The sequence below is a fragment of the Natrialba taiwanensis DSM 12281 genome, from assembly GCF_000337595.1.
Lineage (GTDB): Archaea > Halobacteriota > Halobacteria > Halobacteriales > Natrialbaceae > Natrialba > Natrialba taiwanensis.
Window position 1 is genome coordinate 19,905 of record NZ_AOIL01000042.1, and the last position, 13,632, is coordinate 33,536.

The 13,632-nt window shown below is 60.7% G+C and carries 10 protein-coding genes and 1 tRNA gene; 7 read left to right on the forward strand and 4 right to left on the reverse strand.

From position 1 onward, the window contains the following. Window positions 1-15: 15 nt before the first annotated feature. Window positions 16-666, reverse strand: coding sequence for a hypothetical protein (locus tag C484_RS10650; RefSeq protein ID WP_006825956.1), 651 nt, complete (start codon window positions 664-666; stop codon window positions 16-18). A 256-nt stretch (window positions 667-922) separates the two neighbouring features. Here C484_RS10650 and C484_RS10655 point away from each other — a divergent pair, with 256 nt between their 5' ends. The 5 genes from C484_RS10655 to C484_RS10675 all read left to right on the forward strand — a co-directional run bounded on the left by C484_RS10655 (window position 923) and on the right by C484_RS10675 (window position 8,823). Further along, the gene (locus C484_RS10655; RefSeq protein WP_006825957.1) at window positions 923-1,579 is read left to right on the forward strand and encodes a hypothetical protein; all 657 of its coding nucleotides are present in this window, start codon (window positions 923-925) and stop codon (window positions 1,577-1,579) included. A 147-nt stretch (window positions 1,580-1,726) separates the two neighbouring features. After that, entirely contained in the window at window positions 1,727-2,797 is a 1,071-nt protein-coding gene (locus C484_RS10660; RefSeq protein ID WP_006825958.1) for a DNA-methyltransferase, read from the forward strand. A gap of 441 nt (window positions 2,798-3,238) precedes the next feature. Continuing rightward, window positions 3,239-4,906 carry a gamma-glutamyltransferase family protein gene (locus tag C484_RS10665; protein WP_006825959.1) on the forward strand — a complete coding sequence of 556 codons (1,668 nt, stop codon included), beginning with the start codon at window positions 3,239-3,241 and terminating at the stop codon, window positions 4,904-4,906. Window positions 4,907-5,014: 108 nt separating this feature from the next. After that, window positions 5,015-8,419 (forward strand): GAF domain-containing protein, encoded by a 3,405-nt coding sequence (locus C484_RS10670; RefSeq protein WP_006825960.1) that lies wholly within the window; start codon window positions 5,015-5,017, stop codon window positions 8,417-8,419. A gap of 113 nt (window positions 8,420-8,532) precedes the next feature. Further along, a complete protein-coding gene (locus C484_RS10675; protein WP_006825961.1) occupies window positions 8,533-8,823 on the forward strand; it encodes a HalOD1 output domain-containing protein in 291 nt (96 codons plus the stop codon). 17 nt (window positions 8,824-8,840) lie between these two features. Here C484_RS10675 and C484_RS10680 read toward each other — a convergent pair whose 3' ends face one another. After that, on the reverse strand, window positions 8,841-9,158 hold the full coding sequence (locus tag C484_RS10680) for a HalOD1 output domain-containing protein (protein WP_006825962.1): 318 nt from the start codon (window positions 9,156-9,158) through the stop codon (window positions 8,841-8,843). A gap of 762 nt (window positions 9,159-9,920) precedes the next feature. On the opposite strand from C484_RS10680, the gene C484_RS10685 reads away from it, so the two are divergent. Next, window positions 9,921-10,517 (forward strand): hypothetical protein, encoded by a 597-nt coding sequence (locus C484_RS10685; protein WP_239640967.1) that lies wholly within the window; start codon window positions 9,921-9,923, stop codon window positions 10,515-10,517. A gap of 770 nt (window positions 10,518-11,287) precedes the next feature. Here the strand turns inward: C484_RS10685 and C484_RS23010 are convergent. Continuing rightward, window positions 11,288-11,439 (reverse strand) — tRNA-Met (locus tag C484_RS23010). 102 nt (window positions 11,440-11,541) lie between these two features. On the opposite strand from C484_RS23010, the gene C484_RS10690 reads away from it, so the two are divergent. After that, window positions 11,542-12,795: a DUF7115 domain-containing protein gene (locus tag C484_RS10690; RefSeq protein WP_006825964.1), complete on the forward strand. Its 1,254-nt coding sequence runs from the start codon at window positions 11,542-11,544 to the stop codon at window positions 12,793-12,795. A gap of 170 nt (window positions 12,796-12,965) precedes the next feature. Here C484_RS10690 and C484_RS10695 read toward each other — a convergent pair whose 3' ends face one another. Beyond that, window positions 12,966-13,442, reverse strand: coding sequence for a DUF5830 family protein (locus tag C484_RS10695; RefSeq protein WP_006825965.1), 477 nt, complete (start codon window positions 13,440-13,442; stop codon window positions 12,966-12,968). Window positions 13,443-13,632: the final 190 nt, after the last annotated feature.

Sequence of the window (13,632 nt, forward strand, 5' to 3'; positions counted from 1 at the left end):
GCGGGTGAGGTGAGGTTAGAGGTCGGGTTCGAGTAGCCGCTGGAAGCGGTGCTGGTGGGCGAGGAAGGCACAGAGGCCGAACACAAGCGCGGCGAGCTGGATCGTTTCGATCCGAATCGCGATAATTCCGGCGTCAAGTTCGGCGAGCGGGGAGCCGATCGTCCAGTCGACGAACCAGGCTGTTGTGAGGAGCGTGGCTGCGCCGAGGGCGAGAACTGCGGCGGAAAGGACTGGGGTCACAGAGGAGGTGGTCGGAGTCACGGAGTGGAAGACGTAACACTCGAAGCAGAACTGGGCGGTGAGGGCACCGGTGAGACAGACCGTTGCGACGAGGACACCGGTTGCGCCGCCGAGGAGTTCGGCGAGGAGGAGCCAGACGACCCAGCCAGCGGTGAGCGTGAGCGCGGTTCCGACCCGTTCGAGTGTGAGCGGTGGCGCCGAGTCGGTAATCGCCGCCTCGAAAATGGTGATCCGGAGAAGCGAGCCGCAGAGAAGAATCCCGAGTCCGATCAGGGCCGTCGTGGTCGACCGAGCGGTGATGACGAGGCCGAACCAGAGGCTGACGGCGAGCGCTTCGACGACGGCGACCGTCAGTGCGGCGGCGAGCTTGACGAGCCGACGGCGGGTCCGCTGCCCGAGGACACCCGGATGCCGGATGACGCTCACGATATCACTGCACCGTCGTTTGTCCGAACGGGATTTCGTTATCCGATTGTTACTGTGCACTGGGCCGGTGTGAGAGGGATATATACGCCGGAAACAGTGTATTGGCGTGCGTTCTGTCTGCTTCAGTGATGTTGTGTCAACAGAGCGAGCGTAGGCGTCGTTGAACGCGGTAGGATGGTGTTACGCCACGCGGTCGTGCCCGTCGTCTGGAAAACGGTCCACAGAGTTATGTAGGGTCGTGTTGACGTGGCGAATTATGCCGGACACAAAACAACAGGACACACTTTCCGAACTCGTTGTCAAGGAAGCAATCGACAGAGGGCTGGACTCGTCGATGCGTGATTCCATTCTGGAGGCCGTCGAAGAGGCTGATGGGTCGCGGGGGCCGAGACGGCGACCGCTTGCACTCGCTGCGAGCGCGTTCGGACTGGGGGCGGCGGTCGGCTTTCTAGCCGGTCGTGAGTCTCCCTCAATCGAGGAGACGCCGCTCTCGGATGTCGAGGAGCCCGAGATTATCGAAGACGTGCGAGAGACTGCAACCGGCGAGTCCCCGGTCGAAGAGATCATGGAGGTGACCGAAGAGACGACGGCTGAGTCGGAACCGGACACCGAGAAATCACCGAGCCGGTTCCTGGGGCTGGTACTCGTCCTCGGCGTCGCCGCCGCCGTCGCGTATCTGCGGCGTCGGTTCGCCGGCGACACGGAGGACTGGGAACCGATCGAGGAGTTCGAGCCGGCGACGGATCTGATGGAGGAAGACGAGACCGAGGACGAAGCGGACGCAGCGGGTGACGAGGACGAAGACGCTGACGACGAGCGCGAGGACGAGGACGCAGACACCGACGAAGATGCAGATGCGGATGCGGACGCAGAGACGGAGAACGACGAATCCGAAGATAGCGACGACGAATAACGGCTTCTTTCTGTCGTTTCACAGCGCGGTGACCACTAACGCCCGTGTGCAGGCATCGACTCACCCGCAGTCCACCTGTCTTCACCCCGATCGCCGACAACGCGATTGACGAAGAGCTAAGGGCCCGACGCCGACAGTGTGAACGCAATGGAGACGACCCATCGCGTCTTCGTCGGCGATTCTCGAACCCTCGAGACGATCGACGATGACTCCGTCGAACTCGTCGTCACATCCCCACCGTACCCCATGATCGAGATGTGGGACGATCTCTTTACTGAACTCGATCCCGATATCGGTGCGGCTCTCGATGACGGCGACGGCCGCCGCGCGTTCGACGCCATGCACGCCCAACTCGACCGCGTCTGGGACGAACTCGAGCGCGTGCTCGTCGACGGCGGTATCGCCTGTATCAACGTCGGTGACGCGACCAGATCTGTCGACGGAAGCTTTCGCGTCTTCCCGAACCACGCCCGAGTTCTCGAGGCCTTCGAAACCCGCGGCTTTGATCCGCTGCCCGACGTGCTCTGGCGCAAGCCGACCAACAGCGCCGCCAAGTTCATGGGCAGCGGCACGCTCCCGCCGAACGCGTACGTCACCCTCGAACACGAGTTCATCCTGCTCTTTCGCAACGGCGGCGACAGCCGCGAGTTCGAACCCGGCGCGGATCGGCGGTACGAGGCGGCGTACTTTTGGGAGGAACGGAACCGTTGGTTTTCAGACGTGTGGACCGACATACAGGGCGAACTGCAGGCCCTTCCGGAGACGGATGCGTCGGACGACCGTCGCGAGCGCTCCGCCGCGTACCCGTTCGAAATCCCCTACCGCCTGATCAGTATGTATTCGACGTACGGCGATACCGTGTTCGATCCGTTCTGGGGTACCGGGACGACGACGCTCGCAGCCATGTGCGCCGGCCGACACTCGCTCGGAAACGAACTCGAACCGGCGTTTCTGGACGACTTCGAGGACCGGGTCGAGAACGTGCCGTCGTTCTCTCGATCGGTCGCCCGAACGCGTCTCGAACGCCATCGCGAGTTCGTCGAGCGCCAACAGCACCAGCCGGACGGGACGACGTGTTCCTACGACGCCGTCCACTACGAGACGCCGGTCGTCACGAAAATGGAACGCGAACTCCTGCTTCGGGAGGTGACGGGCATCGAGTCGATCGAGAACGGGTACCGTGCAGTTCACGAGCCAGTCGTCCCGGGCGAGAACTGAACTCGTGTGGGCGACTCACGGATCGGTAAATCCGAAGTCACTCCCGCCACAACCGGGACAGAGGTCCCAGTTGCGGGGCTGTGGTGCGGTAGTGCTCTTCGATCGAAGAACGAACCCGCAACCCGTACATTCGATATAGTCGTGCACCTGTACAGCACGTAGTCCGCCGATACGCAGTACTCTTGTCCCATGGTAATTTGGGTGTGATGCGATACGATCAGTGCCGCGTCTGTCGGTGGCCGGGACGGTTTGCAGCGTCGTCGTGTTTCTCGGGCGTCGCTTTCGACGAGTGTACGCATTGCCGACCGATTTCGCACTGGTTACCTGCTCCCAGTGGCCGGTCGAGGTACTCGTCTCGGATTCCGCCAGCTCCCCTCGTCTCGGTATTTTTGACCACGAGTTCTTTTGACGAGTCACGTTTGTGTGGTAATTGTGACCACTGTGAACGATCAGATCGAACTTGATCGCTTCGACTCGCGGCGCTCGACGGCCTACGCGACCGGCGGAATGGTTGCGACCAGCCAGCCGCTTGCGGCACAGGCGGGTGTTTCGGTCCTGAAAGGCGGTGGAAACGCCTTCGATGCCGCCGTGGCGACGGCAGCCGCGTTGAACGTCGTCGAACCGACTTCGACGGGGCTCGGCGGCGACGTGTTCGCCCTCTATCGAACCGCAGACGGCGAGGTCGGTGCGATGCGCTCCTGTGGCGGCGCGCCGGCCGGGACGACGATCGAAACCGTGACCGAAGCGCTCGAGACGACAGACGAGCCAGAACAGTACTATCCGGAGTCGCGCGGCTACGCCGTCGACGGCGGGGCTGATGCGACCGACTTGGGGATGCCGTTTCTCGGGCCGCACGCGGTCACCGTCCCGGGGACCGCCCGCGGCTGGGAGGCGACGGTTCGGGAGTTCGGTCGGCGGTCGCTCGCCGACGTGCTCGAACCGGCGATTCACTACGCTCTGGAGGGGTACCCCGTCTCGCCAGTTATCGCCCACCATTGGGACGGGGCCGAGGAGCTATTTACCGACGAACACGCTCGCGAGGCCTTCCTGTTCGACGGTGAGAGTCCGGAGCCAGGTCAGATCGTGACGCTCCCCGAACTCGGGGCCTCACTCCAACGGATTGCAGATGAGGGTGCAGACGCGTTCTACGAGGGAGTGATTGCCGACGCGATAGTCGGGGAGGTCCGGGACGCTGGCGGCGTTATGACGCACGACGATCTCGCCTCGTTCGAACCCGAGTTCGTCGAGCCGGTGCGGACGACCTACAACGGCGCGACGGTCTACGAACTCCCGCCGAACAACCAGGGACTCGTCGCGCTCGAAGCGCTGAACATCGCCGAGGAGATCGATGCTGGCGAGTACGCCTACGACTCGCCCGAACGGATTCACGCCTTCGCGGAAGCGACGAAACTCGCCTTCGTCGACGGCCATCACTACATCACCGATCCGGCCTACGAGACGGTCCCGCCGCTCGCCTCGAAATCCTATGCACGCGAGCGCGCCCGTGCGATCGGCGAGACGCCCGTTCGAGAGCCGCCAGTGGGCGTCCCGAACGCACCCGCCGAGGACGCCGATACCGTCTTACTGACCGTCGGCGACGAGGCGGGCAATCTCGTTTCCTACATCAACTCCCGATTCGCCGGGTTCGGCAGCGGCCTCGTCGCCGGCGATACCGGCATCGCGCTACAGAACCGCGGTGCATCGTTCTCGCTCGACCCCGATCATCCGAACAGGCTCGAATCCGGCAAGCGTCCCTTCCACACGCTCGTTCCGGCGATCGCTGCACTCGGGCCGGACGACTGGCTGGCCTTCGGCGTGATGGGCGGGTATATGCAACCCCAGGGACACGTTCAGGTGCTCTCCAACCTTCTCGACTACGAGATGGCCCCCCAAGCGGCACTCGACGCCCCCCGGTGGCGCTATCGCGAGGACGGCACGCTCGGCGTCGAAGAACGGCTTCCCGCGCAGGCAACACTCGCGCGGCGAGGACACGACGTTCGCGTACTCCCGCCGGTCATGTTCGGCGGCGCACAGCTCGTCCGCCGAACCGGGGAGACCCTCGCCGGTGCAACAGAACCCCGAAAGGACGGCGTGGCGATCGGCGTTTGAACGCTGGCAGTCCTCCTCCCCAGGTACGTAACCCCGCAATAGCTACCTCCGCTCCTCCACACCCCATATCGACGCGACGTTTTTACCGCTGCTTCACCCAGTGGGTGTATGAACGATCGGCTCGAGACGCCCCCCACACCCGAGCCTCCACAGTGGTCCTCCCCAGAGACACTCCACGTCCTCGTCACTGGCTCAGCAGCGCTCCGTCAATCCGTTTCGGAAACGCTCGCTGACAGCACCCTTCTCGTCTCTACCGCCGCCGATCTCATTGACGATACTACCGCTGACGAAACTACCACCGACGAAACTACCACCGACGATACCGCCGAACTCGACGCTGCACGTGAACTCGACCTAGATTCGGATTCCGAATCGCAACCGGACTGCCTGCTCACCGACGATCCGTCACTACCCTCGAATCTGCCGGCGGACGAGTTCACGATCGTCGTCGTCTCCGATCCGGCTGGTGACATTGATGTTGATATTGACACCGACACTGATACTACCACTAACACTGACTCGCCGTCGGTCGAGTTCATCTCACGGGAGACGGTCGAGACGCAATCGCTGCTCGAACATCGGCTTCGCCGGGCGGTCGAGTTCAGTGCAGTGCAACGGCTCCAGTCGGGCCAGGCGGAGTGGTATCGGTCGCTGTTGGATCGCTCGTCGGATCTGTTATTCGTCCTCGACGAGACGGGCGAGATCACGTACTGCTGTCCGTCGGTGGGTGCTGAAGATAGCCCGAGCGGAAACGAACCGACGAGTGTCCACTCCCGGAGCGACGATCTGCAGGCGCTGCTCGGGACACACTTTCTGGAGCAGATTCATCCCGACGATACGGCGCAGGTTCGCGAGACCATCACGGCCGTTCGGACCGCCGCGGTCGGCGCGTCCGAGACCATCGAATACCAGTATCAGACCGGCACGGAATCCGACACCTGGTGTATCCACGAGGCGACCCTGACGAACCGACTCGGGGACGGACTCGTCGATGGCATCATCGTCTCGGCTCGAGACGTCACCGAGTTCCACCGCGTCGAACGCGAACTCGACGAGTCGTTCCGCCGCGTGACGGACGCGTTCTTCGCACTCGATGCGGACTGGCGGTTCACGTATGTCAACGAACAGGCCGCGGAGACCCTGGATGTCGATCGGGAGGCAATCCTCGGACAACCGATCCTCGACGTATTCCCCGACATGGACGGGACGGACTTCCAGACGGCCGCACTCGAGGCGATGGACCAGCAAGAACCGCGCGCCCTCGAACGGTACTACGGACCCTACGATCGGTGGATCGAGACCCGTATTTACCCGTCTCCAACCGGTATCTCCGTCTACTTCCGCGACGTGACCGATCGCGTCGAACGCGAACGCGAACTCGAAGTGCGTACCGAACGTCTGCAGGCGATCGTCGACAATGCCCCCATTATTCTGTTCACGCTCGATCCCGACGGCACGGTGACACTCGCCGAAGGACAGGGGCTCAACCGTCTCGACACCGTCCCCGCCGAAGTCGTCGGCAGGTCGGTTCTGGACCTCTTCGACGACCATCCCAAGGTCTGGGCCGACTTCCGCGCCGCACTCGAGGGATATCCCATCCACGTCCACAACGAGGTCGACGGTCGCGTTCTCGAGGCGTGGTGCCGGCCGATCATGGCAAACCGAGCCCCCGGGAACGGCGCGACAGCAACCGGTGACGACCCCACTGTCGAACGCATCATCGGTACCGCCGTCGACGTCACCGAACGCGTCCACTACCAGGAAACGCTCAACGCCCTCCACGACGCCACGAGCCACCTCCTCACCGTCGAATCCAAGCAGGCCGCCTGCGAATACATCGTCGACGTCGCCGGCGATGTCCTCGACTTAGACGCCGGCGTCTACCGCTTCGACGACCAGCAAAACGAACTCGTGCCGGCCGCCTACGCAACCGCCTTCGAATCCGTCGTCGACAACCTCCCCCGATTACAACCCGGCGGGAGCATCACCTGGGAGACGTTCGTCTCCGGCACGCCAGCCGTCTACGACGATGTCACCGATGCCGACCTCGCCTTCAACGAGTCGACAGCCGTCCGGAGCGGTCTCTACGTTCCCCTTGGCGAACACGGCGTCCTCGTGGCTGCCTCGCGCGAACCCGGACAGTACGACGATGAAACTGTCGAACTCGCCCAGCTATTCGCCCGCACCGCCGAGGCCGCCCTCGACCGGATCGGTCGAACCAGCCGCCTCCACGATCGCGAGCGCGAACTCAAACGTCAAAACACCCGCCTCGAGCGCCTCAACGCCGCCAACCGCGTTCGACAGGACATCGAGCAACTCCTGTTGCTGAGCGACACGCGCTCCGAAATCGAACACGGCATCTGCAGCCGCCTCACCGAACTCGAGGCGTGTTCGATGGCCTGGATCGGCACTCCGGACCCGAGCGGCACCCAACTTCGACCCCGCACCCAGGCCGGTCGTGACCACGGCTATCTCGACGCCGTCACCATCACAACCGTCGACGACTCCGCCGCCGAACCCGCCGGCCGAACCGCCCGTACCCGCTCGCCCACCTACGTCGAAAACATCGCCGATGCGGTCCACGACGGCGACTGGCGGGCCGAAGCACTCTCCCAAACCTTCCAGTCCGTCTACGCCGTTCCGCTGGTCTACGACGAGTTCCGTTACGGCGTCCTCGCGCTCTACGCCGACGACCGCGATGCCTTCGATTCCCAACTCCGGGATATCCTCACTGAACTCGGCGAAACGATCGCCTACGCGATCGACACCGTCAAACACAGGCAGGCCGCCGCCGAGGACGACCGCTCCGAGGTCGAACTCGAGATCGAACGGGGCTCGCTCCTCTCCACGCTGGCGACGCGACTCGACGCTACCGTCGAACTCGAAGGTGCGACGACTGGAACGGACGGGCCCCTCGTCTTCGTCTCCGTCAACAGCACCGAGTTCGGAACGGACGACTCGGAGGCCTCTTCCGAATCCGTCGAGCCACCCTCTTTTCTGTCAGAAATATCCGGGTTCGTCGATGCCTCGGTGATCGCCACCGCCGAGGGACGAACGCTCTTCCAACTCCAACTCACGGAACCGTTCCTCGGTTCCATCGTCGAGTCCCACGGCGGGACGCTCCGCTCGATCGTCGCCACAGCGGACGGCTCAACCCGCGCTCGCATCGACGTTCCAGACGCCATCGAAGTCCGCAATCTCCTCTCGGGGCTCGCCGACAACGACGTCCACGCATCGCTCGTCGCCCGCCGCAACCAACCTGCAGACACGTCTCCATCGCTCGATCCGGCCAGCCGAAACGCCATCCTCGAGCAACTCACCGATCGCCAGCGCGAGGTCGTTCAGACCGCCTATCACGGCGGCTTTTTCGAATGGCCGCGCCACACGACCGGCGAAGAAATCGCGACTTCCCTCGAAATCTCCCCGCCCGCATTTCATAAACACGTCCGGGCCTCCGAACAGAAACTCTTCGAGACACTGTTCGAAGACTCGTTCTCCGCGACGGACGGTTAATCAATTAACCCACCCGACCGCGCACGGTTACACAGTTAACAATCAGCCTCTTTACAGTCAACCGTGAAGGAAGACTACCTTCCACGGAATCGGGGGCTACTGCAATGACTAAAATGCCTTCACCATCGCAACCAGTCTCACGCACAGGGGAACCGTATACCACTCAGTACGACCGTCTCGACGACGAACCGCTCAGCGTCGCGGTCGCAACCGCCGTTGCAACCGCCTGCAACGAAGACGTCACTGAACTCGAGCCGCTCCACTACGCAATCAACGCTGACGCACTCGAGCGGCTGTTCGAGCCGCGCGCCAACGGACTCCGAACCGATGGCTCCGTCTCCTTCGAGTACAGCGACTGTCTCGTCACGATAACCGCAGACGGCACGATTCAGGTCGAATCCTAGGTGTTACTCTTCATCCATTAATCACTCTGGGCGTCCTCCGTCGAGTTCACTCGTGACTCTGGACGCCGATCTGCTGTCGGCCGCACGTCGACACGGCCGGTCTCGTCCACACGAACTGTATACCCGCAGTAGGTGAACTCGATTTTCGAGCGCGCTGGCTTCGTCTGAGTTTCGAAGTCAGTGTTCGTCCTGTCGGCCATCGACTGAACCAGTGCATCGAGCGCGTCCGGATCGATAACGTTGTAGAGTGGCGGTTCGAGTTCAGTCGGCTCGACACCTTCGGCTGTGGCAATCTGCTGTAGTATCTCGATACTCGGTTGGGTCCCCGACCCCATACTACTCCGTGCCACACCATCCAAGATAAAACCGCTGATGGTTTTCTGACGCGTGGCAGCCATCCGTCAGCCACACGTCTGACGATTTCCAGATTCGCGGGCCGATTCGAGGGGCAACTGGGGCTGACTCGCCGTTCGACACCCATTCTCAGCGTCCGTTGGCGATGACGAGAGCGGTCTCGTTTCGACCGAGTTGAACTCGATCACCAACAGCGGCTCAGCACAGCAGCAACTGCTCTCTCGGCGTTGTGGATGCCGGGTAGTCTCGTATTGGAAGGGAACTCTTGTGCATTGTGAATTATATTGAATACGCCCATCAATCTGCTACACCAAAATACATCAGTTGGCCTTAGAGTCCCGAAACAGTTACATCCAACGACAAATTTGCGCTACGAGTTGTTTTCGAGGGCACATCCGTCTATTACCGACAAGTAACATATTACTATCCGCGTTTCGCCCTCGATCATAATCGGCCGAACAGAGTCTCGTTGCAGCGTATAACGGATTACCCGGACTAAGTTAGTACTGTTCTCGGGAGCTCGTTAGGTACTCATTCCACCCCAAATACTACGCCGCTTGATTATTTTCCAAAGTTGTATTTGACATGGTTCTTTGAACTCCGAGCAGTCGTTTGGAAGTGCGGCTGAAAGCACTCTTTTCAGCCAATCGTTTTGATTCTAGTTAGGTATGGTTACTATTGTAACATTTGTTTCCACTAATAATGGTATCCGGATGAGGGAGTGGTGGGGTATGCGAATCAGAATGACAGACGATCAATCGATCCGTACTCGTCGTAACGTGCTCCGGACTACCGGGATCGTCAGTCTCGGGACGATCGGACTGACTGGTGCCGTTTCCGCGCATAACGACCGGAAGAAAGACGACAAGAAAGACGGGAAAAAGCGGGATAGCAAGAAAGACAGAAGGAAGAAAGACGATAAAAAAGGCAAGAAGCACGGGAAAAAAGAGGACCAGAAAAAGAAGGATAGGAAGAAAGATGATAAAAAAGACAAGAAGAACAGGAAAAAGGATGGCCAGAAAAAGAAGAGTAGGAAGGAAGACGATAAAAAAGGCAAGAAGCACAGGAAAAAGGATGACCAGGAAAAGAAGAGTAGGAAGAAAGGCGACAAAAAAGGCAAGGATCACGGGAAAAAGGAGGATCAGAAAAAGAAGGACAGCAAGAAAGACGATAAAAAAGGCAAGAAGAAAGACCGGAAGAAGAAAGACGATAAGAAGGGGCACCATCACAACGAGAGAGACAGGAGAAATGGAATCGTCGTCGAGACAGCCAACATACGAGTTGCGGTCGGGCCGCACGGAATCAGCGTCAGAACATCGAATAATTCCGTCAATCTGTAAGCTCCCCGAACGGCCACGGATACTCGATCAGCCCTTCTTTTCGGTAAGCACGGAACCCATAAATTCCCGAAGCCAGCCCGCACACGAGTTCACTGGAACCCGACCGGAACGCTCCTCGCGCGAACGGATACTTCTGGAACTGGTCGGTCCGGTCCATGTTGGGAATCTGATCAACCGCTCCGATCGCGCCCTGCAGTCGTGTGTCTCTGTCTTCGATGAACTCCTCGGTACGCCCACTGCCTCGCTTATGCGGACTGGTACGAGTTCATCTTTGACGACCAGTCGCGGTGACTCGTCCGTCGCTGTCGCTCGTTGTAGACGACGGGTTTCGGAGAGATGCTGTGGCGCTTGGACGCGGATACGAACGAAAGTCCAATATTGAACCCCGTGAGTTCCAGCAATTCACAGCCCATTGGTCATTATATTTACAATAACCTGGACAAACCGTTAGGTAGCAGGGAATGCACATCCGTCGTTGCCAACCGTGGACGCCTATCTTGGAGGCAGTTCCCTGCTATCTCACCCCTCCCACTCCGTTTCCCGCGTCGATGGTGCTTCTCACCAGTGTCTCTCAGCCTGCCGTCGCTCGGTGATCCGGGAGCTGGTTGCACTCTCCTGCCCGACTATCGATATGGATCTGTCCCCGATCAGTAATCACTCACATGCTACCCGGCGAGGGCCGTCGTCGCACGTGTCGTTCTCGTAGCCGACCGTAGACGAAGCGGCCACTGCACTCGTGGGGAGTCTAGTGATGTGGAAAAGTGGGAAAATGCCCGGGGAGGGCTCCGAACCCTCGATCTCCGCATGTCCCAGGTCCGAGGCTCGGCAGTCCTCTGTGGGACACGGAGGCTTCCAAGGCGAAACCGCACCGAATCTCTGAACCCTATGAGTGCGGCGCTATGTCCAGCTAAGCCACCCGGGCTCACTCTTCGGTAGTGCCGTCTCTCTCTTTAACCTTCTCATTCCCGCCGGTCGTGCAATCTGGACCCACGGATTTATCACACGTTATTACGAACTGCGTTTCATGAACGTTCCCGGCATCGTTCAGTCTACTCTCGATGGCGAGGAGATCGCGGCACGCGTCTCTCTCGGCGGCGAGGATGAACTCTTCATCACGCCCTCGCGGACGCTCGTCTACCGTTCGGAGGGACTTTTGAGCGACGAATCGGTCAACGAGTATCCCCACGACGCGGATCGGCTCACACTCTCAGAGGGCCGTCGCAAGACCAAATTCACGCTCGAGTACGCACTCGAGGGCACACAGGAGTTCTCCGTTCCGTCGAGCAAGACGGACGATGCGTTGCATCCGGTGATTGCGGGTATTTTGAACGGCAACGAGATTACGGAGCCCGGTGAGACGGTCGTCCAGACGTATCGCTTTAGCGAGCTCACGCTGCTCATCACGAGCGATCGGTTAGTCAAACACATTGGTGGTGCAGTCTGGGACGAGGATTACGAGGAGTACGCCTTCGAAGACGTGACGAACCTTTCGTTCGAGGACGGCAGCGTCGCTACTCAGATCGTCCTTTCCGTCGACGGCCGTCCACAGCGGATCAAGGCTCCGAACGACGAAGCAAACAATCTCCGCGAGCGCCTCCAGCGTGCACTGTTTGAGTATCACGATGTCGAGTCGCTCGCTGAACTCAACGAGACTGTCGGCGAAGACGACTCCGATGACGATACCGGAACAGCCGACGCCTCGATGGACTTCGGTGACGGTGTCGACCCGCTCGACGCCAATCCACCCGAGTTGACGGACCACGATGATGGCGAGCGAGAGCGTGATCCATCACGGAGCCAGACACAGCAAGACCACTCCGCCGACCCGCTTGGCCAGCAAGCGGACACGCGTTCGGCTGAGAGTCAACCGGGCCGTGAAGAAATGCAGTCTCAGTCTCAGTCTGCTTCTCACTCTCGATCCACCGCTTCCGACTCAGCCCCCGCCGACACCGTCTCGGAGCAATCGTCTGCCGCCGCTCCCGAGACCGACTCCGGAATCGTCGATACCGATTCGATTTTCGACGAGACCGACGAGGCCGCCGGAACGGACGAGTTCAGTTCGGCTGCTGGGTCCGCAGGTGCAGGTTCGGGTGCCGGTGCTGGTACGGGAGGGACCCAGGGGACAGCGACGGGCGATACTCCCAGTGCCGGTACCGACCCGGAAGTCCTCGATCGGCTCGACACGCTCGAGGCGGCACTCGAAGAGCAGAACAAACTCATCGAGCAACAACAACAGACGATCGAACAGTTAATTACTGAACTTCGCCAGGGCCGATAATGTCGCAGTTGTCCGCACACTCTCCTATCTACTATCCCCGCTCCGCTCTTGACGTTCTTCTCTTCTCTTCTTTTCTCTCCTCCTCTCTCCTCCCCGCTCCGTTGTTGCCGCACTGATCTAGTGGTCGGTCACACGGCCACCAGCCGTCGCTCTCGCTGGCGAGTTCTTAGTCAGTCCGTCTCGCGTCCAGTCACCTTTCGGATACACGACGATCCGAAGGGCCCGAGTTCACCCGCGTCAAGCGTGATGAAGTAGCCGGTCGAGAGGCCACAGCCGCACCGGCGGCAACTGAACTCGCCGTCTTTGGTGATGACGTCCTGTTCGAAGCGGACGTACTGGCGGCTTTTTGGTCGGACGATGCCGTTCTCGCGGTCGATAATTCCGCGAAGTTCGGCTTCATCGAGGATGGTTCGGGTGATCGTGGGATCGGTCGTGACCGTCTCGATTCGATCGACGACGTCGGCGAGCGAGAGGGAGTCGTGTTCGAGGCGCTCGAGGAGTGCGAGGCCGAGTTCGACGCGGTCGTCGTGGCTGTTTGGCTGTCCGCGGTGCTGTGGCTCGGTTTCTGTGTTGTCTGTACGCTCACGTTGCTCGCGTTCGCGTTCATGTTCGTGTTCGTGTTCGTTCCCGGACCCATCGCGCGCCATCGATGAGAGGTCACAGAGCGGGGCGAATAAACGTTGTGACGTGTCCGAACGAGCGGATTTGCGGTTGCGATTATGGTTGTGGTTGTGGCTGTGGCTGTGGTCACGGTCGTGGTGGTGATGGTCGTCGCCGTCCAGTTCGCAACTCGCGCGGACGGTAATCGACAGCGTCGGAGCACAAAGGCTTCAACGA

Excerpts from the sequence above, each read along its gene's own strand:
- C484_RS10670 (WP_006825960.1), top strand. The coding sequence starts at position 5,015 with ATGAACGATCGGCTCGAGACGCCCCCCACACCCGAGCCTCCACAGTGG.
- C484_RS10695 (WP_006825965.1), bottom strand. The coding sequence starts at position 13,442 with ATGGCGCGCGATGGGTCCGGGAACGAACACGAACACGAACATGAACGC.
- C484_RS10660 (WP_006825958.1), top strand. The coding sequence starts at position 1,727 with ATGGAGACGACCCATCGCGTCTTCGTCGGCGATTCTCGAACCCTCGAG.
- C484_RS10675 (WP_006825961.1), top strand. The coding sequence starts at position 8,533 with ATGCCTTCACCATCGCAACCAGTCTCACGCACAGGGGAACCGTATACC.
- C484_RS10655 (WP_006825957.1), top strand. The coding sequence starts at position 923 with ATGCCGGACACAAAACAACAGGACACACTTTCCGAACTCGTTGTCAAG.
- C484_RS10690 (WP_006825964.1), top strand. The coding sequence starts at position 11,542 with ATGAACGTTCCCGGCATCGTTCAGTCTACTCTCGATGGCGAGGAGATC.
- C484_RS10680 (WP_006825962.1), bottom strand. The coding sequence starts at position 9,158 with ATGGGGTCGGGGACCCAACCGAGTATCGAGATACTACAGCAGATTGCC.
- C484_RS10685 (WP_239640967.1), top strand. The coding sequence starts at position 9,921 with ATGACAGACGATCAATCGATCCGTACTCGTCGTAACGTGCTCCGGACT.